Annotated in this window: 21 protein-coding genes; 7 read left to right on the top strand and 14 right to left on the bottom strand. The window is 40.6% G+C overall.

The annotated features are described in order from the left end of the window. Positions 1–6: 6 nt before the first annotated feature. Positions 7–789, bottom strand: a complete 783-nt coding sequence (locus TOLA_RS06000) for an IclR family transcriptional regulator (RefSeq protein WP_012729394.1) — start codon at positions 787–789, stop codon at positions 7–9. A gap of 759 nt (positions 790–1548) precedes the next feature. Between TOLA_RS06000 and TOLA_RS05995 the strand changes: the two genes are divergently transcribed. The 5 genes from TOLA_RS05995 to TOLA_RS05980 all read left to right on the top strand — a co-directional run bounded on the left by TOLA_RS05995 (position 1549) and on the right by TOLA_RS05980 (position 6022). Continuing rightward, positions 1549–2853 carry an integrase family protein gene (locus tag TOLA_RS05995; RefSeq protein ID WP_012729393.1) on the top strand — a complete coding sequence of 435 codons (1305 nt, stop codon included), beginning with the start codon at positions 1549–1551 and terminating at the stop codon, positions 2851–2853. Between the two features lie 237 nt (positions 2854–3090). Next, the gene (locus TOLA_RS16655; protein ID WP_012729392.1) at positions 3091–3513 is read left to right on the top strand and encodes a hypothetical protein; all 423 of its coding nucleotides are present in this window, start codon (positions 3091–3093) and stop codon (positions 3511–3513) included. Continuing rightward, positions 3510–3746, top strand: a complete 237-nt coding sequence (locus TOLA_RS05990; RefSeq protein WP_012729391.1) for a helix-turn-helix transcriptional regulator — start codon at positions 3510–3512, stop codon at positions 3744–3746. Before TOLA_RS16655 ends, TOLA_RS05990 begins: the two co-directional genes overlap by 4 nt. A 15-nt stretch (positions 3747–3761) precedes the next feature. Further along, positions 3762–5198 carry a YfjI family protein gene (locus TOLA_RS05985; RefSeq protein ID WP_012729390.1) on the top strand — a complete coding sequence of 479 codons (1437 nt, stop codon included), beginning with the start codon at positions 3762–3764 and terminating at the stop codon, positions 5196–5198. A 185-nt stretch (positions 5199–5383) separates the two neighbouring features. Beyond that, positions 5384–6022, top strand: a complete 639-nt coding sequence (locus tag TOLA_RS05980) for an inovirus Gp2 family protein (RefSeq protein WP_041609730.1) — start codon at positions 5384–5386, stop codon at positions 6020–6022. An 83-nt stretch (positions 6023–6105) separates the two neighbouring features. On the opposite strand, the gene TOLA_RS16885 is transcribed toward TOLA_RS05980, so the two are convergent. The 8 genes from TOLA_RS16885 to TOLA_RS05940 form a co-directional block, all read right to left on the bottom strand. Beyond that, positions 6106–6294: a winged helix-turn-helix domain-containing protein gene (locus tag TOLA_RS16885; protein ID WP_281054815.1), complete on the bottom strand. Its 189-nt coding sequence runs from the start codon at positions 6292–6294 to the stop codon at positions 6106–6108. A 415-nt stretch (positions 6295–6709) separates the two neighbouring features. After that, positions 6710–8377 carry a GTPase gene (locus tag TOLA_RS05970; RefSeq protein WP_012729388.1) on the bottom strand — a complete coding sequence of 556 codons (1668 nt, stop codon included), beginning with the start codon at positions 8375–8377 and terminating at the stop codon, positions 6710–6712. A gap of 2 nt (positions 8378–8379) precedes the next feature. Beyond that, complete coding sequence (locus TOLA_RS05965) at positions 8380–10878, bottom strand: GTPase (RefSeq protein ID WP_012729387.1); 2499 nt, start codon at positions 10876–10878, stop codon at positions 8380–8382. A 685-nt stretch (positions 10879–11563) separates the two neighbouring features. Continuing rightward, positions 11564–12178: a hypothetical protein gene (locus TOLA_RS05960; RefSeq protein WP_012729386.1), complete on the bottom strand. Its 615-nt coding sequence runs from the start codon at positions 12176–12178 to the stop codon at positions 11564–11566. 114 nt (positions 12179–12292) lie between these two features. Continuing rightward, on the bottom strand, positions 12293–13435 hold the full coding sequence (gene csm6, locus TOLA_RS05955) for a CRISPR-associated ring nuclease Csm6 (protein WP_218916122.1): 1143 nt from the start codon (positions 13433–13435) through the stop codon (positions 12293–12295). Between the two features lie 77 nt (positions 13436–13512). Continuing rightward, positions 13513–13833 carry a hypothetical protein gene (locus TOLA_RS16325; protein WP_012729384.1) on the bottom strand — a complete coding sequence of 107 codons (321 nt, stop codon included), beginning with the start codon at positions 13831–13833 and terminating at the stop codon, positions 13513–13515. A 41-nt stretch (positions 13834–13874) separates the two neighbouring features. Beyond that, positions 13875–14648 (bottom strand): hypothetical protein, encoded by a 774-nt coding sequence (locus TOLA_RS05945; protein ID WP_012729383.1) that lies wholly within the window; start codon positions 14646–14648, stop codon positions 13875–13877. Positions 14649–14673: 25 nt separating this feature from the next. Beyond that, positions 14674–15462 (bottom strand): hypothetical protein, encoded by a 789-nt coding sequence (locus TOLA_RS05940; RefSeq protein ID WP_012729382.1) that lies wholly within the window; start codon positions 15460–15462, stop codon positions 14674–14676. A gap of 140 nt (positions 15463–15602) precedes the next feature. Here TOLA_RS05940 and TOLA_RS05935 point away from each other — a divergent pair, with 140 nt between their 5' ends. Next, positions 15603–16328 carry a hypothetical protein gene (locus tag TOLA_RS05935; RefSeq protein ID WP_012729381.1) on the top strand — a complete coding sequence of 242 codons (726 nt, stop codon included), beginning with the start codon at positions 15603–15605 and terminating at the stop codon, positions 16326–16328. A 49-nt stretch (positions 16329–16377) separates the two neighbouring features. Here the strand turns inward: TOLA_RS05935 and TOLA_RS05930 are convergent, their stop codons facing one another. The 5 genes from TOLA_RS05930 to TOLA_RS05910 all read right to left on the bottom strand — a co-directional run bounded on the left by TOLA_RS05930 (position 16378) and on the right by TOLA_RS05910 (position 24860). After that, entirely contained in the window at positions 16378–17262 is an 885-nt protein-coding gene (locus tag TOLA_RS05930) for a hypothetical protein (RefSeq protein WP_012729380.1), read from the bottom strand. Further along, the gene (locus TOLA_RS05925) at positions 17262–18725 is read right to left on the bottom strand and encodes a DUF3696 domain-containing protein (RefSeq protein ID WP_012729379.1); all 1464 of its coding nucleotides are present in this window, start codon (positions 18723–18725) and stop codon (positions 17262–17264) included. Before TOLA_RS05925 ends, TOLA_RS05930 begins: the two co-directional genes overlap by 1 nt. A 23-nt stretch (positions 18726–18748) precedes the next feature. After that, on the bottom strand, positions 18749–19864 hold the full coding sequence (locus TOLA_RS05920) for a restriction endonuclease subunit S (RefSeq protein ID WP_012729378.1): 1116 nt from the start codon (positions 19862–19864) through the stop codon (positions 18749–18751). Beyond that, positions 19861–21402, bottom strand: coding sequence for a class I SAM-dependent DNA methyltransferase (locus tag TOLA_RS05915; RefSeq protein WP_012729377.1), 1542 nt, complete (start codon positions 21400–21402; stop codon positions 19861–19863). Before TOLA_RS05915 ends, TOLA_RS05920 begins: the two co-directional genes overlap by 4 nt. Positions 21403–21488: 86 nt before the next feature. Then, positions 21489–24860 (bottom strand): DEAD/DEAH box helicase family protein, encoded by a 3372-nt coding sequence (locus TOLA_RS05910; RefSeq protein ID WP_012729376.1) that lies wholly within the window; start codon positions 24858–24860, stop codon positions 21489–21491. Positions 24861–25194: 334 nt separating this feature from the next. On the opposite strand from TOLA_RS05910, the gene TOLA_RS17065 reads away from it, so the two are divergent. Further along, entirely contained in the window at positions 25195–25422 is a 228-nt protein-coding gene (locus TOLA_RS17065; protein ID WP_425358051.1) for a DUF7669 domain-containing protein, read from the top strand. The last annotated feature ends 21 nt before the right edge of the window (positions 25423–25443 follow it).

Here is a 25443-nt window from a genome sequence, read left to right as displayed (position 1 = left end):
TTATTTTCAGGAAACTTTTAAGTTGGGGATGCTTTTCCATCCTAATAAACGGGATATATCTTTCGCGCAAACAATGGCCTTTTCGGCTAATTGTTCACGATTGATTTCATTAATTTGCAGGCTTGTCCCCACCACTGAAATCGCAGCAATCAATTCGTTATCAGTATTAAAGATGGGTGCAGCGACACAACGAACATCGGCATAATCTTCGCCGTTGTCATAACTCCAGCCGCGAGTACGGATCAGTTTCAGCTCTTCGTTGAAGGCTTCAGGCGTAGATATAGTTGTAGGAGTAGCCAGCTCAAAGGTTAAATGACTAATGATGTTGTTTCGTAAAGTCTCGGGTTGCCATGCCAACAGACATTTACCGATCCCTGAACGATATAAAGAGAGACTTTTACCTTCATGTGAGCGAACACTAATGGTGGAAGCAGATTCAATTTTCAGGATGTAATAAGCGTTATCCTTATCGATGATCCCGAGATGACACAATAATCCGGTATCCTCCATTAAATCAGTAAGTGGCTTGCGAGCAATTTCGCGCAAGTCAATTTTGCTAAGTGCATGACCAGCCAATTCAACTAACTTAGTCCATAAACAATAATTATCATTTGAGTCAAGCCGAAGAAACCGATGCATTTTTAATTCAGACAATAATAAATATGCAGTGCTTTTGGGGATGCCTAATTCAGCAATAATGGTCGCCGCACTGCAGGGGCCAATACGAGCGATCAGATTAAGAATTTCTATAGCTCGTGTTAGCGCTGGGACTTTACTTGATTCCAACATACTGGACTCCTGTCTTTTACCTTGGAATCATTATTGTGGTACAGCAGAGCCAATTTTGTGACACAGATCGGATACGATAGAGATTCCAAAGGACTGGAAAATATTGAAATTGAATTGTGATGTGAATCACATGCATTGTAAGAAACAACTTCAAAGTTCATTTTTCAGTAACGCATTCAGTGAGTTGCCATAGCTAACCAATCTGCTACATCAGAAAAGAAGTACGAGAAACAGCTACAACGACTCTACAAGTGCAAATATGGCCCCTCATTTAGATCAGGAAGTCGCATATTCAATGAATGGCATTAGAGGGGGATTACAGCATCACCAACGTGCTAGCTAGGTCACGGCTCACTGGGGTGACCTAATGAGAGTGCCACACTCGCACCAGCGGTATTGGCAATCAGCAACGAACACGCTGGTATTCATTGAATGACATCGGAGGGGTATGGAGAGGGGTATGGAGAGGGGTATGAAGCAAAAAATACACGAAACAAGGAATCAACCAATCAGTAACTCATTGATTTAACTGGTGCCGGTAACAGGAGTTGAACCTGCGACCTTCGCATTACGAATCCGAAAATCAATTAATATCAACATATTGAAACACAATGAAAATTATATTTAATTTGTTTATTTTCAATGCACTATAATAAAATCCATGTGGATATTTGTTGACCAACGATCACATTTATTGATAAATTTCACTTACATATACTGTTACATGGCACTATGTAACTATATTTAAGAGGACGTAGAATGTCACGGCAAAAACTCACTACAGATCGCATCAGAAAATTCTCATTGCCTGATGGTAAAGACCAGTCATTCCTTTGGGATTCTGATGTTCCTATGCTTGCGTGTCGTGTAACGAAAAATATGAAATGTTTTATTTTTCAAGGCATATTTCTTCGTAAAACTATTCGAATGACCATTGGCAAGGTTAATGATTGGCGAATTGATGATGCTCGATCGGAAGCTCGTCGTTTGCAAACGCTCATTGATACCGGTATTGATCCACGAGAAGAAAAAGCGCAGAAATTAGCGGAGGCAAATCTTCGTTTTATTGAGAAACGTAAAGGTAAAGTATTGTTTCACGAAGCTTGGGATGAATATATTTCAGAATTGAAAACCGGCATTAGCTCAAAAACAAAGCGCCCTTACTCAAGTAGGTATATTGAAGATCATCTCAACCTATCTAATCCAGGAGGAGACAAAAAAAGACGGGGTGAAGGTGTAAAAGTTCCAGGTCCTTTAGCATTTTTTCTTGATTTACCTCTGTCAAATATAACGGCTTCTAAAATTGCCGATTGGCTAAGCATAGAACGACAAACCAGACCAACAACCACCGCACATGCATACAGATTACTACGAGCTTTTATTCGATGGCTTAATTGCCAACCAAAATACAGAGGAATTATAAAACAGGATGAAATTCAAGATGATAACGTCAGAAAAGTAGTCCCTCGATCACTTAGTAAAGATGGGGACTGCTTGCAGAAAGAACAGCTAGATGTTTGGTTTACAGAAATAAAAAAACTGAACAATCCAGTGCAATCAACTTATTTACAAGCACTATTACTAACTGGTGCTCGTAGAGAAGAGCTAGCGTCATTACGTTGGCAGGATGTGGATTTTGACTGGGAAAGTTTACGGATCAAAGACAAAATTGAAGGTGAACGAATCATACCACTAACACCATATGTAGCCCATTTACTCAAAAAACTCCCTCACTCAACATTCCCTGATGGAACTCAAAACCCGTGGGTTTTTTCTAGTAAAGCAAGTGCAAGCGGAAAAATTGTCGAACCACGCATTGCTCACAATCGAGCCCTAAAAAGCGGAAAACTACCTCATCTCAGTTTACACGGTTTGAGACGAAGTTTTGGTACACTGACCGAATGGATTGAAGTACCAACAGGTATCGTAGCCCAAATTATGGGACATAAACCTAGCGCTCTAGCCGAAAAACATTATCGGAGAAGACCTCTCGACTTACTCAGGAAATGGCATGTAAGGATAGAGGCTTGGATATTAGAACAGGCAACCATACATGACTATTAACCTAATGATATTAATGAATTTAATATTTTGAGATTCAGTCAGGAATGGATTCATTTACTTCTCAGTAAAATAATCCCATTTGGAGCATTATTTAACAAGTTATAACCTTGTACTAAATACACGTACTGTTGATTTAGATGTATATATGATTACCTAGCATTTTTCCTCTTGACTTTTTAATTGAGTATTAACTATGCTTTCTGTAAATACTGTTAACTACCCTCAGAAGGAAGTGATATGACTGAACTTGAATTGTGTGCTGATAATATTTTATCAGCAGCAAAGCCAACAACTCAGAAGGAGCATGTATCTGCTGGAAATCTAAGTATGCAAGAAGTAAACAGCATACTGAATGAAGCACAGGCAAAATGCCGTAATATAATTAATCGTTTTAGATCGAAAGTGTTATCATTAACATATAAAACAATATGTAAACGGATTTTACATATTAGCGGTTCTAACTGCAGAACTAGTTCCTGCCGGAAAACTGTAAAAAAAGATGTGAGTGGTTCGAAATCCTCCGATAGCGATGGTCCCGGAGACAGAGTTAATCATTGTTCATTTCATCCCTTCTATGATTTAATTTTCATTCTATTCTCCATATTTCCTCTACAGCCCAGTTTATTTGCCGTAACCTCAGCAGAGGAGATGGCCAAATGAATAACATTTCTATTTTGCAACCCTATATAACCAATGGTCAGTATTTAATATACATAAAAGACTTGGCAGAAATAATAAACACCAAACCACAAACCATTCGAAAATGGATTTGTAAAGATCGGTTACCCTCTGGCTTAGTTAAACCAAATAAACTAGGCAATAGACATGTATGGAGTGTTTATGATGTTGAAGACTATTTACACTCAATTCGAAACAAAAATTTATTTAATTAACCTGAGGTAACAAAAATGAATCCCATGATCCCTTATAAAGAGTGTCCGGTAAATGGATTACCTCCGATATTTTCAAATGCTATCTATGAAACTGCCAATCAGACAAAAGCGCCACTAGATATGGTAGCAAATTTAGCGATAGGTGTCGTATCATTGGTATGCCAAAACAAAGTAAATGTTTGCCGCATGGAGGGTTTGATCTCCCCATGTTCTGTATTCGTAATGTCTGTTGGGGATTCAGGAGAACGAAAAACCGGCACAGAAAATAAATTAATGGAGCCGATCCAGGAAATGGAAAACATGCTCTTAGATGCATATAAAAAGGAATTAGCCATCTTTGATGCAAAAAAATTTGCATGGGAACAAAAAAAGAAAATAATCGCATCTAAAATAAAAAAAGCAATAAACAGCAATGAAAAACATGATCATTTAACGAAAGAGCTTGAAGAGCTTTTTATAGAAAAACCAGTAATCCCCAAAAGAAAAAAGATGAAATTTAATGATGCCACACCAGCAGCAATCAAACACTATCTTGGAGAGCACAATAAGTCTATAGGCATAATGTCTGATGAAGGAGGTACTATACTAAATGCCAAGATAGTTGATGACCTTTCTTTTCTCAATAAATTATGGGATGGTTCAGATTATTCCACTGAAAGAAAAACAATACCTAGCCATCATATTACTGGTGCACGATTGACAATGTCGATCTTGGTTCAAAGTAGCGTTTTAAATGCCTATCTAATTCGTCAAGGAGAAAATGCTAGAGGTTCTGGCTTTTTAGCCAGATTTTTATTCTGTTATCCACCTAGTACACAAGGCACTAGGTATATTACTAACCCCGTAACATCTACCGAACACTTGCAGGTATTTCATGAACGAATGAAATCGATCTTACATGAAGATAAAGATCCAATAACGCTTAACCTCGATCATGAAGCCAAAAAATGCTGGATAGACTATTTTAATGAAATAGAGTCCCAACTTTTACCCGATGGATATCTTTATCATTTTAGAGATTATGCGTCAAAAGTAGCAGATAACGCAGCAAGGATTGCAGCATTAATTCACTATTTTATTGGTAATGATGGTGATATATCACGACAAGTCATGACTAGTGCAATACATCTCAGCCGCTGGTACTTAAATGAGTATATTAGAGTTTTTTCTGTACCAAATGAAGAGCAAAGCATGCAATTAGAGTCCAATGAATTATTTCTTTGGATTAACAACTTCTGCATGACCAATAGAATTACATATTTCAAAAAAAACCATTTACTCCAATATGGCCCTAATAGGTTTAGAGAAAAGAGACGACTTGATTTTTTATTGAACATTCTTTGTCAACAAAACAGAATCTGGCTATGGAATGCTCATAAAACAAACTATATAGGTATAGGTCAAAACCCTAATATACCCTATATACAATCTGGATTTACAATCACAAACTAACTCCAGAGTTATTTTTGTTTAAGTGGAATTTATTTCAACTATTTTTTATTGAGTTTTCCCTTGAAAATAATAGATTTAGCCTGAGTATGGCATTATTTATTTGTCGGATTGGTAATATATATGTGTATCTATTACTCAGTACAGAGTATTTAAATATGTATATCTCTGATAATAAGGTTATTCATATGAATAAGAACATCAACCTCAATCATGGAGAGTTAACTCCATCATACTTATCAAGAATGATGGATGTAATAAATAAAGGGGTAAATGAACACCCTAGAACATTTGCAATCAGGATTGATCTAAGACTTCCTGGATTAGGGTGTCATGCTCCTCTAATGGAGCATGACATGCCAACATCATTTGCTAAAACTGACTCGTCAGTAATATCTAGATTTTTTTCTTCTTTAGAAGCAAAAATTATTTCTGATATTAACGCTAGGAAACGTACAGGTACTAGAGTTCATTCTTGTACACTAAGATATGCTTGGGTCAAAGAGCAAAACAATGAACATAAAGATCACTATCACACATTTATCTTATTGAACAAGGATACGTATGCATTTTTAGGGCAATACACTGGCATAAACAATTTGGCTTACATAATTATGTCTGCTTGGAGTAGTGCATTAGGATTGCATATTGATTTAGCTAGAGAGTTAGTGCACCTCCCTGAAAACCCTTGCTATTACCTCGATGTCAACAAACCAGATTTTAATTTAAATCTGGATAGATTTATATATCGAATTAGTTATATGGCAAAAGCTAAAAGCAAAAATATAAATCCACAATATCGGTCATTTGGGTGCAGTAATAGATAAGAAACGTGGGCTGTTCAATAGCAGCCCATTAAATCTACGTCCATTATAGATTTGTGACCCAAAGAACAAAACCTTAGATAATGCTATTGGCATATCCAATAACTGCCTTTTTTAGGCCCATGATAAACCAGCCTGTTTTGTTTTTTCAATTTAGCTACGGCTCGCTCGACAGTACTGACTGATTTGCCAATAGCGTCTGCCACTTCTGAAAGTGTCATATGAGGGTTTCGCTGTAACAACAACAGGATCTGTTCCGGTGTTTTTACCTGCATTTCTACCCGCGTTTCTACCCGCGTTTTTTCCGACACAACATCTGGTTGTGTGCTGATAGCTTCCTGTAAACTGTCTTCTATTGCCTGTAGCAAAAATTCAATAAATGCTGAACAGTCGCTTTTCTGATCAGATTCAGTCAGTAACTTGTGAAAATAAAAATAAAACCAACCAGAACTAGGTTGCACATTAATAATAGAAGTACGAATTACTATTATTTTTATTTGTAACTACGTTTGATGTGGCTGCTTATTTTTTGTTCTACAATCCTGTGTACTAAAGTAAAAAAACCGCCAAGCCTTAAACTAAGCGGTTTTTACTGACTTTTACATCAATTTGATAATAAATAATAATATACAGCTTCATTGAAAAATTTAGCTACTGACACCTCATAAGCTAATAAAATGGCAGCCATCATCAAATCAATTTCAATAAGTCCTCACAATCAGCTCGCAAAATCGCAACATTCCGAATAGTCGCGTTGTTTGCTCCCAGTTCATTTTCATAGGTCGCTTTCATTTCTGACAATACAGCTTCTACCTGGCCGTAGATCCCATCCATAGCGTCAGTACTAGCCTTGCGAATCTCCATACTCACAGACTCTGCAACGTTATTGAAGTGGTTAAGTAAATCCCTTTTGGCTTCTCTGAGTTTCGCTTCATTATTTGCTTCCTCTACTTCGGATGCAACATCAGAAGCCAAGGATAATACGCTTAATGCGACACCAATATATGGTACTGCATTGGTCAAATTTTTTGTCCAGTTAGCAGCCTGCCAAGGTTTGAATTTGAAGCCAACCCATTTCCCAATTGTCCGAATTCCTGTAGCTAGCCCAGATTTACTGGCTTGAGAAGCACTTACCAAACTTTTCCCTGTGCTCACTCCTAAGGTATCAGCAATTTTTTTAAACATTGCGACGTTCTTTTTGAGACCACCTGATAGATCTGTAGTCTGAGGCTCGCTGGTATCGGTATGAGTATTTGCAGAGCCAATAAAGTCAGCCATTAAAGGGCTTTCAAACTCTTCCCCCATTTCCTCACGTAGTGATTCAACAGCTGCTTCAACTTCTTTCTGAAGCAAATCTGACGATTGTTGACACAATGCCTCGATTTTATATTGTGATTGCTCTAGTTCATACTGAAGATCAGGATTGATACCGATATCTTTAGCGAAGCTACTACCTATTTTCTGAATACTGTAAGCTAGGTTAGATATTTCACCTTCAACCTTTATTGAAAGCGCTCGTCTCTGTCTTGTTACTACACCGGTCAATTTTTTCAATAAGTGAACTTGTTGATCATCACGTCCATCATCGCGTGTGCAAAATTCCGTTACTTCGTCCAAGGATGACAGCACGATCCTCAACGGTGTATCTAGGCGAGCCATTGCACCTTTGGCATCGATAAATTTGTTGAGTAACGCGGTTAGTTTATCGAAGCGACTAAGAGCTTTCAGCTCCTCATCATGCTCGTCCTCACCGTCAAGTTGATCTCTTGCATCACAAAATGCAATTGGAAATTGCGATAAATCGTGTGGCTCAAAAGATAGCCTTAATGATTCATTGTAGTGTTCAATACGCTGCTCGACATCGCCAGCTTCAGCGGACATCTTATTTACAAGCAACAGCATTTTTGTTTGATAATTACGTTCAAACGCTAGTTCTTTGAAATTAGCTAAGGTAGTAGTGTCAAACAAACTGTAGGTTAGGCAATATACTAAAAGATCTGCTCTTGCGATGGCTTCGTAAGTGCGTGCATCATGGTCTTTTCGCTCTGTCCATAAACCAGGAGTGTCGATCAATTTGACACCATTCCATTCATATTCTCGACACTGGTCTGTTGCGATATCTGCCGAGATTGCCAGATCTCTTCTGCCTGTGAGAGCAGAAATGAGAGAGCTTTTTCCTGCGCTGTATTCCCCGACAAACGCAATTGTTAAAAATCCACGCTCACGGAACACCTTCAAATCTTGCTCTAGCTTAGTAGCAATACATCTTTCTTTAAGCACTGGAGCAGCTAGTAATTCGCCCATACGAGCAAGGATGCTTTCAAATTTCTGGCCGTGAACGGCCGCTGTAATCGTCATTACTAAACTCCGGCTTTTTGAAGGGTGATTTTTTCTTGAATCACAGACTCGATAATATTCATATTTTTTGGCACTCTCATTTTAGAGGACACTTCAATGTTGATGCTCTCTCCTACCTTACGGCGAACTTCGTTAATTTGATTCCGTAATGCCTGTGCGGAGGATTCAGATGGTTTATGGCCAGCAAAATCAATAATTCGTGCGGCAAAATGCGTATTCAGAATACGGCTTTGTTCTTGCAGTTTTTCGGCACCATTTCCAAGTGTTTTACCGACAAAATTTAGACCATCGCTGGATAGCCGAAAATACTCTTTCACTTCGGCTGCGCCTAGGAAGCATTGCTCTCTGAAATGCATCAAAGCATCCTCCACGATCTGTTTTTCCTGTTTCTCAATTTGAGACTCTAGTGCGCTAGATATTTTAGCAACAGCCTTTCGGCGCTTAGATGCCTTAGATTCAAAAAGAGATGCAATAAAACCAACTGCTGCCACTGCACCCCACACCCATCCCGCAGGATTCCACCAATTTGCTAGTGCAACTACGGCGATACCAAGCCCAGCCAGACCGCTGCCCCATTGCAAAGTCTTGCTAAACCAAACACTAGAATCTTGCTCATCCAATTTGTTAGACGAATATGAGAGTTTTCTCTGTAGATTTATTTCTTGATTTACTTCGTCAAGCAATTCCTTCATATCATTAGAAAATGCTATTAGTGAATTCTCTTGTGCATCATTAATTTTTTTCTCCATACCAAAGTAACGAATTGCATCTGACCACGCATCATTCAGACTACTCTCCGAGTCATCCCAGTGATCCTCCGCAAAGTCAGGAACTTCCTGTTGCAAAGCTGCAAATATGCCACGAAGATCTTGTTCAAGCTGGCGAGCGTGATCATCCTGTGCCTTTTTAAGCCGTTGGACGCTATCTTTGGCTCTCTCGGAAATTTCATTAGAAAATTTAATATAGAATTCTGAACGAGCGTTTAGATAGTGAAAAGGACGCTCAATATCAGTCACTGTACTGCCCAGCAGATTTTGGCTACGCCGTAACAGGCCTTCATCAAGCAGTGATAACCTAACGGAATCCAAAAAGTGCTGAAGTCGGCTGGATTTCATTAGGGTTTTTGCATGTTCGTGCTCAGGCTGTTGTTGTGCAATCTGCGCAGCCAAAAGTTGCACTGGAATGATTGGAAAACTAGATGTACCATAGTGATCTGCTGCATCACGACGAATTCTGTCGATATGACCACCAAGGCGATCTTTGTCCTCCGAAAATGCTTGCTCCGGCTTCTCTAAAAAACGTTTAAGACGTACTGGATGACTCAGGTCTTCTTTTACATTCAATAGCATAAGCAGTGGTTTCCCCTTACGTCTTAACTGCTTAAGGAATTCGAATTCAGAAGTTTGCTGATTGTTATTAGTGACCACAAAACAGATTAGATCTGCTTCATCAATTATGCTTTCAGCCACTGATTCTAGTTCCTCACCACCGGGCGTAGCTATACCTGGTGTATCAATAATACGAATGTTGTTCCATTCATAAACTCGATTTAAGCGTGTAGTATTCTGACGGCCAACACCGATCTGATCCCAGCCACCACCAGTAACTACTGCATGTAAGGTACTTTTACCAGCCTTGCTGCGGCCCATGAATGCAATCGTGTAATAGTTCATGGCGCGGCGTTTCTTGATCTGAAGCTCCTGAAATTCCTGTAGCTCTTGGTTTATTACCCTAATAATTTCTGCACGATCCTCTCTCATTGTACGAAGAGCCTCACGGGCAGCTTGTGCGGGTTTATCCCCAATTTGTAACTGAATTTCTGCAATCTGAGCATCTAGCTTTGACTCTATTTCTTTCAATGCATGGACTGTTGCATGCAAGCACGTATCTGCTATTTCGATATCGCGTAAACCCACATCCCGACACTCACTGATGGCCTTGTCATATTTAGGGCCTGATAACAGCGCTTCAATGCGGTAATCCTCAATACGCTCCTTCATTGATTCGGAACCTAAAACACCTACTACACGATCAACGACAGTTTTGCCTAGCACAGTTTCCAAGCCACTTAGCATTTTGGCACCAGTCGATACTTCGTTACGGCTAGTTGTTTTTAGTTCTGAAATTAAGCGTTGAGCCTCCTTGCAGGCCTGACTCTGTATTTGTTCAAAAACATCATTGCTGATATTCCATCGCTGTCTTAATTGCTCCAGCAATCTTTGTTCTGTTCGGTCTAACACACCATCAAAATGCGTAGCTAACGCAACTAACGAAAGAGCCAATAATCGTTGTTCAGGAACGATTCGCTGTAGAATGATATCCTGATTCAGATGCTGATCTGTTTGAGCTAAGATTAATTCTGCTGCTGCTTCTGTAGCTGGTTCAATGCCAATTGTTTTTGCTAGCGACTGTAAAAATTGAAGTTCATTTTTGTGCAATTGACCATCGACACACAAGGCATGGACAGCCAGCAAATAAGGGTAATTCAAATTATTATTCATTAACATTCCTTATCATATTGTTGTTATTCAAGGGCTATTATTCATCAATGCTATTTCAGCCAACTACAAAACCAGTTAAAACATAACGTTACACACGTTTACAATCAAACATTAAACAATTCCACACGAAACCAATAGATTGTTAGATTTATTTTGTAACCTCCATAAACCCAAGAGACTCATATTTTTTTAACAACCTTTAATCTAATATCAGTAATTTATAAGTCTCTCATTAAAACTAAATACGACCTGATGGATAAGCTATACTACGATACCGATAGCTAAACTAACGGTTAAATACATCTTTAAATTTACAATTAATTGTTTCTACTAGGTCAGGCTTGCGCCGCCTAATCTCTCCGTTCCCACATTGGGGACACTGATCAATCAAGTAAGATCGATCTGTTAGACAATCACTTTGCGGGGCAACGAGCTTCGTCCAATGGCAAGCGGGGCACTCAAGTACAACGGGTGATGGTGGTAGTGGCACGAGTGTCATCCTTAGCAGTTTTATGCTGATGATTAATCGGAGGAATTGGCTTACACCTAATATCACCCATGTAGCCTAAACATTACTTTTCGTAAGCTTACAATTAAATGAGTCTCAGCGCCATATGAACCAAAATGAATGTTTTCATTTTGGCAACTGCGATAAACATCAGTAACCACATAAAAAGAGTGCGTGTTAATCCAACGCTAAGAATAAGCCGAGCGATGCAGCTGCATCACTGGAATAGGAAGCGACAATATCGACAGTGGAAAATCGATCTTTCAGCCATGTGAATACGTTCTCGAGTATCTCAAACGAAAATGCAGCGTCATAAAAGACAGTAGATACAATAGAGGTCGCATTACCAGCAAGCTGAATGTTTTGAATAGATTCAGCCGTTATTTGGCTGCTTACGTGCTTGTAATGAATATTGCTAGATTTGCTGAAAAGCTTTCTGATATCCGCCAAGTCAGCGCCAAAACTTCGCTTGGCGTTGAAGACTGACAGCATGGCTTTGATCAGGTTATTTTCATCGCCCACATCATAAGTCATCACGCGGAAGCCACTGCATTCGGCATTGAATCTAACTAACTGATCAGCTGACGCAGTTAACGCAACATAGACATTACAGGCGGTCATGTTTGATTTTTTAATTTGCTCCAACTGCTCAAAATTGGGGCTAATCAACATCACCATTTCTACTTTTTCGAACAAATTAACAGGCACCATGCTGCCATCAGTCCAAATGCTGTAATGTCTTTTTAATCCGACGATATCGGTAACGCTGTCTTTTTCAATGATCAACATCATGTGTTTTTGCCGCCTTGATAAGTATCTTTCTTTAGCAAAAGATACTCGCTCTGCGACATAGTAATTTTTCATAAGCTTGCAAATCACGGAAATAGCAAGCAAAAACAGCGATGCTTAGGGTTTGTTTAGCGCCACGATTAGCTGCCCATTAATGAAATAGGTGCTCCCACCCTTTGCGCCATCAGAATGCACTTTGATCTTATCAACCACTTCTACAGGGAGATGCTCCGCTAACTTTTTGTGTAACTGACTCAATACTTCCTGAATAAATTTCGGTGTCAGCGGTTTCAACTTTTCAAAACGCTGATGTTGCCAGTCACCTTCATCTTCCAATCCAAACGTGTTGTAGACACGCACATCACCTTGCAAACGAAAGAAATGCGCTAAATATTGCTTAGTCGGTTCGATGCTGCTTTGAAATGCGGAGCTCAGCTTCATGGTGCGATTGGGTTGTTCAGCGATCATTAAATAAAGCGCCAGTAGTTTTGCTGACAATTTGATATCGACACCTAGCACACTCACAGTTCGGGCTTTATAGGAAATGGCGACATCCAGATGATCCGCCTGCTGCGCTGCATTCATGAGTGCAACAGTTTTAGAAAACGAGGCATCTTGAATGTGTGTCAGTAAATCTTGCTCAAAATGGCGGCGCATACGCACAAACGGAATTTCGGCCAGCGTAACAATCGCATCACGGGTATTCACCGTGTCTCCCGGTTTTTTGCCAGTGATCACATTGTCGTATGGGGTCGGATAATAAAAATCTTTAACGAACTCAAACTCATCATTCACAAACACATGGCTTAACGCATCTTGCTCTCTGCCATATAATGACATGGCATAGCCCATGTAAAATGCCATCGTTTTACGTCCACCAGCCAAAGACGCATGAACGGAACAGTCTGGATCTGCCGTTAACTCAGCTGTTTTCCGGGTAATGAAATCGGCCATGATGGTCTGATCGGCTTCTGCTTTGGCATCGTCAAGCACCCTGCCCTCATCATCAGCAATCAGCCAGATATGACTTTCATCAAACTTGATGGCTGGCATCTGATAATCCGTTATCAGGCGTTGCCAGTGACCATCGTGAAAAAGCCCTTCGACTAAGATGTCTTTCGCATTTTGTGTGGTAATGACATACACCTCTTGGGGAAAGATTTTCCCTTGGGTGTAGAGTGCATATAACGTCTCGGTTAATACCTGTGGGCTGGCTCCAGTCACTGCCACCAGAATATTTTTCATTACGGTCTCAATCATTGCATCCACTTCTGATGAGTCCATAGTCTCTGGTGACGCCTAGTTAAATCAAGTCTGTTTGAGATAATTCGTTAAACTCACTGCGGTTTTCTGGTTGAAACTCGATAATTTCCAGAAACGTCCTGCTGAATATAGATCGTATCTCCTGCTTTGCAGTTGAAAAACGAGAGGAAGCGTTTACTCTGTCCCCTAGCACCCCGAAATAAACGTTTGGTTGCATCAATATCGGTTTCCACCGATTCACCTGTGCCATCGAACATCACAGATACAGAAACACCTGCTAATGATTTGTTCTTACCGCCCAAGCAAGCTGCAGGAAAAAAATGATGGCAATCTTGTAAATAGAAATGCCCCTGGTTGATATTGCCCTGCGTTAATTCGATTTGTAAAAAACTCATCGTTATATCCCTTAGTTTAAACGTCTATATGGTGTGCTTGATTATGCGGTATGGATCAACTGAGCCATCTGATTCAGTAACTGCTGGCGAACTGAGTCAATTTGCTCTGCATTGGTTTTGGCAGAGAGACTCTCTTTCGCTTTGCGGCCAAGGAAATAGCTGATCCGTTCGGCATTAGCGCCAGACGGATGCGGTAAGCCATTTAGCACACGCTCTGCTTTGACTTTGCCTTGTTTGACTAGATAGTCGAATACCTGCGATACCTTTGGGCCTAGTGGAATGTAAAGACAATCTGAAGGTAATGAAGCTACCTCGTCTGCCAGATATTGATCGATTTGCTGTTTCAGTAATGGACGACTCAACATCGCCGGAGTGCCGCTGTAGTTTTGACCATCGACAAACACCGGATAACGTAACGCCGATGTATAATGCACATAGTGAGCATGCGATGAGAAAAGCTGTTCACACGATTCAAGTGTTAGTAACTGATTAACCCCAATATAATCAAGTAAAGCAATCAGGTTGCTACGCATAGGCCCACCAAAACTGGCCGTCTCTTTTGCCTTCTGCTTAGCTGTTTCCTGCGAGCATCCTGCTACCAGCTGTCTTTGTGCTTCTGCTAATGCTAAATCGGCTTGTTGATAGCCTGGTGTAATACCGCAAATCACTATCTTTGCATCATGGTTGATGTAATCAAATGGTGCGTAATAGACAGACAGCTTACCGTCATCCGCCATTTTTAAATTGGCTGGTAATTGATGGTCTGAAGTTGACTGATAATTTTTCATTTTTGCGGTGTGTTGTTCGAATAACATATAAAACTCCTGCTAAATAGGTCGATTAAGCGCACGGTGCCAGTTCTGATAAAACGTCGCGCATCCAGAATGATTCGTTTAATAATGTTGTATTGATGCCGGGCTCATCGAAATGCATCGCGACCAAATGGCCAGTATCACCGTTCAACATCACACAGTCACTTTGCTGGTTAATCATCACTTGATAGGCAGGGTTATAGTGCGCCTGCTGAGCTGCACTAAAATGCTCACGCATCAAGATGGTTTTGAATACGAGCCCGTAATTATTGGGCAGTTTTTCTGCCACCAGCACATAACCGGGCATAACGAAATGTACGTCATTGCCTAATAAACAAAATGACAGATTCTCGCGCAAAATGTAGCTAAAAAGCGGGAATAGCACCTTGCCGATATTCTTGATACCCGTCAGCCCTAATCGCTGCACGATGCGGATCAGGAAATGCTCATGTAAAAATAACCGGCTTAAAAATCGACGATGACCTTTAATATCCCCTTTCATCATTTTCCGGCTATCCCACCCATCAATCACCAAACAACACATATTGCCGATATTGTTTAGATGATGAAACTCTGTCTCAAGCGATGTCATCACTGACTGGAAATGCCAGCTTGAATGATGGTGACAAACCCGATGATCGAGCATGAATTCACCACGGCACTGCGCTAATTCTTCAATATAACGCAGATGATTTTTTCGTGAGTTGAACTTCACGAGTCCAGTTTTGAGCTTTTTGTAAAACTCGTCATAGCGTTGGGTTGCTTTGCGGAACGCCCCTTTAACTTCTGCTTTCGCCACTGATTCATGCTTAAACATGGCAACTCCATATGTATTCATAAAGTACATATTTACAATAGGACACAAGCCAATGTGTAGTCAATAACTACATATGCACTTTTAGATTACATATTTTGTGCTATTATTTTCGGCAGAAGAACTCAGCTAGGAAATACTCAATGCAAGTTGGTGTAACCATCAAGAAGAATGCTAACCTGCTCCCTATTACTGAAGATCAGTTACAGCATTCTGTATATGAAATGCTTTCTGTTTTAGAGATCTTATGTAACAGCGCACACGGACACGGAGAGGCAGATACGAGCTGTGGTGTCATTGATTTTCTTGGTGAGCCCAAGCAAATCAAATTGCTCGAAAACTCATTGATGTGGAAATATATCTACCCAATGTATCTGTTTGCCGAACTAGGCGAACCATTAGACGTTATTGAATACCACTTGTCAGATATGTTGGGCGATTTAGCAAAATGGATCACCGCAGCAAACCCGATACTTGAATATGATGAAACACCGCTGAACCAAGCAGCTATCAAAGTAATTTATAAGTTTATTGCTCGAATTAAACTCAACTACCGATGGGATTTTGATGGGGACTATAGCCCCGAAGATAATCCTGATCCCTTGCCTCATTCTGATGCACGGAATGGCCTTGTTCCTTTATCTGCCGGTTGGTATCCAGATACACATAGACGGCACTTAACACTCGTTGAGTTAGCTTTACTGGCAGGCATGAGTAATATTCGTAGTGTTCGTAATGCTCAATTCAGTAAGACTGATCCGTTGTCATTTATAAAAGAAGGTGCTCAGGTACTGATTACGGTAGAAGAGGCTCGTCGCTGGCTACAAGGGCGGAATGGGTTTGTGCCGACGAAAAGGATTAGTTATTAGAATTAAAGCACTTGGTGCAAACTAAGTGCTTCAAACGGTTTACTGACTATTAAGAATGTGAACACCATTGATATACAATTCTGAAATTTTCATGATTGGTTGATGAGTTATATAATTGAGAATCTGCCTCGAACATTTGTAGTGGCATAGGCGCGATATCTGTAAATAATTTTTGTTGGTCTATATCTCTCGGCTCTTGAAATCCTCGATCATAGATAAGACCACCCTTAGATGTAAACAATCCTCGCTTATGCATCAATCCAGAACCATTATCATTAACTGAATACCAATAGAGCTTGATATTCTTTGGCATTGTTTTTACTATTTCTACAAGTTTATCCTTTCGCTCATTCCATGAAGGTTTTCTATCTTCATCACTAAAAATATAAAACTCAACATCTGATTTATAACAATATAACATCAGTTGATTTAAAACATTCATTGATCCAATATTTGTCGAGCATATATACGGATCGAAAAGAGTCACTTTTTCTGCATTAATCAACAATGCTTTTGCAGCATAAGCCAAAGATGTTGATTTTCTTTGATATTCAGTAGTAAATTTAAAATCATCATCATCAAGATCATCTAATATTGATTTAATATATTCATTGGCAACAGCTGAAGTATCAATAATTCGGTGAAATCGTTCTTCTGAATGGCTGTTTTCCGCTGCTTCTAACCATGTTTTACCATTGTATACCCTTGATAGAGAGATCAGCGATTGGTCCTTAATAATTCTAAGTTTTTCTTCAGCTTTTTTCTTTTGCATTTCATTTTGTAAATTTAACCTTTCAATTACTTCTCGAAACCATCCTTTAGGGAATTGAGAAACCAATGCTCCTTTTGCATAACCAAATCGAGATTGAATAATAGTTAGATCAGATAAAGTATTAACAGCAGATGGAGAAATAGCGAATTCAAGATGCAACATCAGAATAGTTCCTCTCTTCGTTCATCAAAAAAACCATTCGGCCAATAACTATCAAACTCACCTTCATCTGTTGTTTTTATTGTTCGAAATATGGTTTTTCCATCAACCTGCTCACAAAAAATGATTTGAACATCATGCTTGAAACAAGAGAAATGGTCATCAACAGAAAGCACCTCATCCGCCGTTTGCCTCCGACGCTTTAATAGTCGTAGCATAATATGTTCACTATGAGTTTCAATAAGAAACATGCGACCAGAATTTTGATAACATGATTCAAGTATCATGTCAGCTAAACTCAATTGCCATTTGGGATGAATATGCAGTTCTGGTTGTTCACAAGAGATGATAGCGTCTTGATTAATGCTACATGCAACAATAAAAGGAAATACCTGAGAAACACCAATTCCAACATCTGATGGTCTTAAATTGGTTGATGTTTGAGTCTCTTTCAATATCACCTGTCGGTATTTGATTGTTTCATCAGGTATTTTTTGAATATCGAAAATGTAGTTCGATTCTAAAAATGACTTACCGAAATACTCATTAACCTGTTTTCTCAGTGATTCTGAACCATAAGCAAATTGATCCCAGCCAGCTGAACCATCATACCAACGCGCCGGTGTAGCTGTTTCCTCTAAAATAAAATTGCGACAAGGAACAACACGTAATGGCCCAATATGTAATAAGTTGAATAATTTTCGCCCTAATATCCTTAAGGGAGCTAAAGATGACTGAGAAAGTGCAGCTTCAGCAAAAACTTGCGCCGCAAGTGGGTGTTCAGGAAAGACATTACTCCAATCAAAAGGACAATTTGATAAATCTATTCTTTTAATTAGTGGAGGTAATGCATCGCGAGAAGGAATATAAACGGCTTCCCATTCCCCAGATTCGAAGATATTGTTAATTTCAAATGGTTCACTAACTTGCCAATCAGATAATGGAGAGTAGTGTGTGATTACAGATTCTTGCTTCCCTGCTTGAGATTCAAATCTCAGATATGGCTGATCACAACTGAAACACTCAAAGCGGCTGATATAAGTTTTTTTTGCAAAATTATCCCATTCTATATCAATTTCAAATGACATAACTTTAGTCGTTGCATCAGGAGTAAAACCTAAATGTGATTCTAGCAACCATGTTTCGGCTGTTGATAAAAAATCATTCCATACATCAACACCATCACTGAAATCTAATGTTGCACCAAGAGTTATAACGTTATTCGTTTTCTTCCCATGAACTAAATTTTGAAAACCACCAAGCCAGAGTTTTTCACCGGTAACTTGGCTGTATTGAGGGTCAAAATTTCTCGCAACAATCACTTCATAAAGATACAACAAAGCATGTAACACAGTGCTTTTACCTGTGCTATTAGCTCCAAAAAGGAGAGTAATCGATGATAGAGGAATTATGACCTTATCCTGAACACCTTTAAATCCACCAACGATTAAGGATTTTATTTTCATATTTAACAACCTTCAATCTTTATTCATGAAAATAACTCAGCACTTAAAGACGCAAAAAGTTCATTTGATTCAACATAAAAACCTTCCAATCTGTTTTTTTGTTTTTCAATGTTCTTCACAATATCACAAAAAAAATCTTGATCATTTAATTCAGGAACAGGAACCACTAACTGATATATATCAGAATTACTAATATTAGCCTGTCGGACTCCTCGGTTGTTTTTAATTAACTCATTTTTCATGGCCTGATGAGATAGACAGTATTTTAAATACTCTTTATTTATTTTCTTGGATTTGATAGATATTTTTGCCACACGTTGATTCAAATAATACTTATTATATTCTTCGGTTACTTCCGTGATATTTCCATAGTCATCTTTCCCGACTGTCCCAGTCAAACTCATTAATAAATCACCGGAAAACAGCTCATATTGTTTTAGTTTTTCAGGGTGTGTTGGCTGTACAAAATCTATACTTTCAGCAGTAAAGCCTTTTTTGTTTGCATTTCCAATTTTAACTACTGGTATACCTTCTGTGCCGAAATCAGCACTTTTAAATGCATATCCACCCTGAACATGAATTAGCGATGATAATGATTCAACCTCCCACCCCTTCAGATTCGTCACTGGGTCGCCGAACATATCCAAAAACACACTACGCAGAAATTCGTCTGCCAACTCAATGGCTTGCTGGCGTTTTTGGCGAATGGCATCGGCTTTATCGAGAATCGCGGCAATGCGTTTTTGCTCTTCTAATGGGGGAAGAGGGATTTCAACTTTCGTCAGACCTTGGCCTGTAATTTGAGGTTGTGCAGAACCTGAAATCACATCTTCAAATCCTCTCTTCAAAAAAAAGTAATATAGATATTTGAGATCAACAATGAGAGGATCGATATCATCAATAGCCATTGCGTTGCCATTGATATAAGATCGCGGCTCTGAAATATGAACATTACCACAGGTTGCCCCTCGGCAAGTGATCATCAATGTAGGGAATTCATGAGTGAACTCAGAATAATATCCAATTTTCCCATTTGCGCCGTAAACAGAATAACCAGAATCAAGCAAGCTACTTGCTGCTATTGTTTTCCTTTGTCTTGGTCTACAAATATCATGTAGTTTTACGATTGGCCAACTCATAGCATCCCCTCCAGCGCATTCAGGTCTGCCAGAATTTCATTCTCTAACGCTTTCAGCTTGCCTAAAATCACTTTTGGGTTTTCGTAGCTTTCTTCCTGATACACCACTTCTTTATAACGGTTTAGCGACAAGTCATAGTTCTGGGCTTTCAGCTCATCGATTGACACCGTAAATGCAGGCTTAGTTTTGTCAGAAAACTCCGCTTCGATAGTGGCAACATCATTTTTCTCATACAGCGCGGTATAACGTTTCCACTTAGCAATCACATCAGGAATATCGCCATCATGATCCTTCTTAATGCGTTTATCATCGAGCGAATAGCCATCATCTTTCATGTCATATAGAAACACGCGATCGGTGCTGCCGCCTTTGGTGAAAATCAGAATGCCAGTTGAAACACCGGCATACGGCTTAAACACGCCACTGGGCAGTGAGATCATGGCTTCGAGCTGGTTATTTTCAATCAGCTCTTTGCGTAGGTCTTTATGCGCCGATGAGCTACCAAACAACACACCATCAGGCACGATAGTGGCGCTGCGGCCACCGAGTTTCAGCATGCGTAAAATCAGCGCCACAAACAGCAATTCTGTTTTCTTGGTTTTCACCTTTTTCAGCACATACGGATTCACCGAGGTTTCATCCAGGCTGCCTTTAAACGGTGGATTGGCCAGAATTTTATCGAAGTAGTTTTCTTCCTGCGGTTTACCGACAAAAGATTTGTTGAGGCTGTCCTGATAGGTGATATGTGCATTACTGACACCATGCAACATCATATTCATCGCAGAAACACGCAGCATGGTGCTGTCGAAATCTAAGCCCCAGAACATCTCTTTATTAATGTGTTCAGAATATGGAGCCAATAAATCACCCGAATAAACCGGGTTCCCATCTTCATCTTTATAGATTGATTCAGGGCTGGAGTATTTGCGGGTTAAATATTCCATCGTGCGAGCCAAGAAACCTGCCGTACCACAAGCAGGGTCGCAGACCGTTTCTGTTGGTTGCACGTCGATCATTTCAATCATCATATCAATGATATGGCGCGGGGTTCTGAACTGACCGTTGATGCCTGCAGACGAGAGCTTACTCAGTAGATATTCGTAGATATCGCCTTTCACATCGCTTTTATCAAGCGGCAGCTTATCGACCATTTCCACCGCCGCTGTGATCACCGCTTCACTGCGGATCTGTAAATCCGCGGTAGCCATAAACTGTGCAATATCAGAACCGGCTAATTCTACATTCGCAAAATACGGAAACACCTTGTCACGCAGGTGCGGTAATAACTCTTTACCCGACATGTTTTTGTAATTCTGCCAGCGCAATAACTGGCCTTCCGGCGAATCAGGAAACAGATGCTGGAATGGGCAGTTTGTGCGTTGTGCTTTTTTTTCAGCCTGTGTTTCTTGAATATCCAGCATGCGCGAAAACATCAGATAACTGATTTGCTCGATGACCACCAGCGGATTGGTGACACCACCCGTCCAGAACTTTTCCCACAGGCTGTCGATATCGTTACGGAGTTGGCCAGTTAACATAGTGTTCTCTTAAATGAAGTGCTTGCTGCAATGATGCCGATTATACCGAGCAAAACGAAATTCGTAAGTTTACAAACTCCGTTCGCTCAGGCTTTCATCAACGGACTGATAACTGGATTATTTGGTAACAGGAACGGCTGCATGAGCTGTGTTAGTTGTTCAATATGCGTTTCATCAAAAATCTCAAGGCCATCACCGTTCGAAATATGTTTAAACGGGCCTTCGTATAATTCAGCCAACTGAATACGCCCATAACGGCCGATAAAGATTTTTAACTGATTCAGATATTGTGTTTGCTGATAGGTTAATTGTGCTTTTTGCAAAAAGTCAGTGAAACATTTATCCACCTCTTTGGCATCTAAACCGACCAACTGACACAACGTAATATTCAATTGTTGCGGTGAGCGACCGTAAAACTCGTTTAATACTCGCGGGTCAACACCCGGATATTGCGTTAGCACCGTTGATGTCAGTGAGGTCAGCTCATCTTCTGTCACCGGCACATTTTTGTAGATCTTCTGCAGCACCGGGTTTTTCTCCAGCATGGCATCCAGGATCTCTTTCAGGCGTTTCCGATAGACATAAGCATCGTTCGGATTTAGGGTCACAATACGCTCATTGATTTGCGCCCCATCATCAAATGTCGAGGTGGCTGGTGTGGTATAACCCGGCCCAACGCTACGTTTTTTGAACTTCATGATAGCTCGCAACTCAAGCCGGGTTTGCTCTAATCGCGCTACCGATAAATTGGCCCAGTAATCGTAGCTTTGCACTGCTTCCATTTCATCGGCTTTCAGGCGCACGTCATTGATAGTCACCGCCAGATTTTGCACCGCAGCAATCAGTTCCGCTTTCAGGTTTTCTAGCTCACTGCTGGCCAGTAAATGCGCGGTTTGCAATTCAGCGATCAAACGATCAAATAACGAGGCATCCATGTCTTTCAACGGACGAGAACCCATCAACGGCGCGATGATTTTCTCTAATGAATGGCGTGTTGAAGCTTCCATGCTACTAAGCATGTCGCTTTCTTGTAGCAATTTCACCAGCCGCAATTCACGACGCACAGCAATAGCATCTTCGGGTAAATCACAGATATCGGCTTTCAATAACGCTACCGCCAACTCAAACGCTTTAACTGACGTTTTCTTCATGGCGGTATCAGCCAACGTCAGGCGTGCTTCAAATACCGTTTGCAATAGCGAACGGCTCGCCACCACTTCCGCTTCGGTATATTCCTCATCAAAATATTTAAAGTTTCCGTAATGGTCAAAAATTAAAAACTCTTCTTTGTCTTTACCCGGCCCGAACAAGTTTTCACATAAACGAGTGCCACGGCCAATCATCTGCCAGAATTTCACCCATGACTTCACCGGACGAGCGAAGACAAGATTGACCACTTCCGGCACATCAATTCCGGTATCTAACATATCGACTGAAATCGCGATGCGGAATGGATTATCCGGACTCTTGAATTCATCAATTCGCGCTTCAGGTCGATCAACCTTGTTATGGATGACCTTGCACACCTTGGTGCCATATTGCGGGTAGAGTTTTACAAACATCGATTCCAGATGTTCCGCGTGTTCCTGACTTTGGGCAAAAATAATAGTTTTACCCACCAGCGACTGAGTGGCGTCTTTGATGCCATTCGTCATCAGGTTTTCTAATATCTGGCAATCGGTTGATGCACTGAAGATCTTTTTGCCGATCTCTTTGCCTTTGAAGTGTACGTTCTGAGCTTCTTCTGCACCCAGATCTTCTTCCAGCTGTTCCCGCTGTTCTGGTGTCAGATCTTTATAATGAATGCCATCGCGCAGGAATTCCGTAGTGAACTCTTTAACCCGGAACGGATTCAGATAACGCGGTTCATGGGCAATTGCTTCCGCCAGATCAAAGTTAAAGGTCGGGTCGCCGTTTTCACAGCCGAAAAGATCAAAGGTGTTACGAGCAATAAACTTCACTGGTGTTGCGGTAAGCCCCACCTGTAAAGCATCGAAGTAATCGAAAATGTCGCGGTATTTGTTGTAGATACTGCGGTGCGATTCATCAGCAATGATGAGATCAAAAAAACCTACATCCAACTGAGAGAACCGGTTCATCATGCCGGGATACGTAGCCACAAATATACGAGCTGACTGATCAATCCGATTTGATTCACCCACAACACAGCGTGGCTCTGACGCTAAATGGAGTTTGAACGCGTCATCAGCCTGACGACGGAGTTCTTTGCGATCACATAGAAAGAGAACACGCTTCACCCAGCGCGCTTTTAACAGCAATGCCACTAGCGCAATTGATACACGAGTTTTGCCGGTGCCTGTCGCCTGAACAATCAGCGTTTGTCTGCGCTGATTTTGGAAGCGGTTTGTCACCGATTTAATTGCTTCAATCTGATATGGGCGGCCCGCAATGGAGGGATCAGGGTTTAGCACTTCCAGATTTTTTTCTTTATGCTGATGCTGGTAATGCAAAAACATCAGGCTGTCTTTGGAGTAAAAACCAAATACCTGCCGATATGCGTTGTATTGTTTGGTATCCCAAATGCAGATCTCATAGCCGTTGGTATAGAAAACGATAGGCATCGGGCAATTAAACTGTTTAGCCAGCCCTTCCGCGTAATAACGCGCCTGTTCCCGCCCCTTTTGCATAGTTTCGCGTGAGCGTTTCGCTTCAATTACGGCCAACGGATTACCATCGTCGCCCCATAAAACATAGTCCGCATAGCCAATGCCAGACGTTGTTGGTTGATGAAGAACTTCGATTTCTAAGCCGACTTGTTCCGGGTCTGAGAGATCCCAACCTGCCGCTGCCAATTGTGTATCAATCAACATCTTGCGGGTTTGGTTTTCATCCCACGCCAAGCTGTTTGCAGTTTGCTGACTTCGAACTCTGGCAGCCTGCAGTTTCTCAGCAGTTGCCTCCGCATGCTGACGAGCTTTACGCTCCATTTCTAACTCATGAGAGAGCTGTTCTTGCTTAGCCTGGTTCTCTTCCAGTAATTTTTCGAGCTCTTTTTGTGCAATGTTTAAATTACCCGGCTTAGGTGGATAGCTAAGCGCAGATAAATCAGACTGGAAAAAACCATAATAGTTGATGGCCATATATTGGCCCAACTGATGAGCAACACCTAACGCAGCAAACGCTTTATCTAAAGAACCATCGCCACCATGTGCGGTATCGTTGCCTTCTTTACGTAAGAAATGAAGCAGATCGCGTAGTCTGCTTTCCGTGATATTCACAAAGGCATCATTTTTCAATAAATCCATGAAATTGGCTGTTGGCGGTTTTGGCAAACAGTCGATTTCATAGATCTCTTTGGTGACTTCTTCCGCGAACCCTCTTAGCCGAGTGATCGCACTTCCCGGATCGAGATATAAAATCTGCTCAGCCAACATGCCAATGTTCGCAAGCTTCTCATTGTGACCACGGATCAATTCAAAATTTAAAGAAGTCGCCATATGTTGCTGAGTCTCCAAACAGAACTTACTTCGTTATACCAAACTTTGCACACCAGAGCGATGTGCAAAATCATGGATATGGTGCAGTTTGAAGATTAATTGCTTCTGAAGAAGAGTGTGGATCGTAAGCTTGGAAAAACCATATTTTGAAATATCCTGTCGTTATGAATTTTTTCAAACAGAGCCTATTCGTATCTGAAGATAAATCGCTGTGCTGTCTGAGTAGAATTGGATATTCTTTTCGTCAAACTCTAACGGCTAGCAGCTAACACTACGATTCTGCTCTTCGTTCATTCGTGAGCAGCTCAAACCATGTTTATTGAGAAGCCAGAAAATGGATAGAAAAGATAAAATACGCGATGCAATAACTCGAACATTCTCGAAAGGTAGCGAGGTATCAACAAGAGAAATTATCGATACGGTCCAACGCCATTATCCTGAAATCCCAGAGGGCAGCATTCTCCCAAGCGATTTTTGTGACAACCACAAGAACAAAGATCCTTTCTCAGGCCAACATCATATATTTAACAAAGTTTCACGAGGGCTATATCAAGTCCTTTGAAATGATTTACTAGTGCATGCC

Source organism: Tolumonas auensis DSM 9187, from assembly GCF_000023065.1.
Lineage (GTDB): Bacteria > Pseudomonadota > Gammaproteobacteria > Enterobacterales > Aeromonadaceae > Tolumonas > Tolumonas auensis.
Note: the sequence above shows the minus strand (reverse complement) of the source record. Positions and strands in the feature narration are given on the sequence as shown.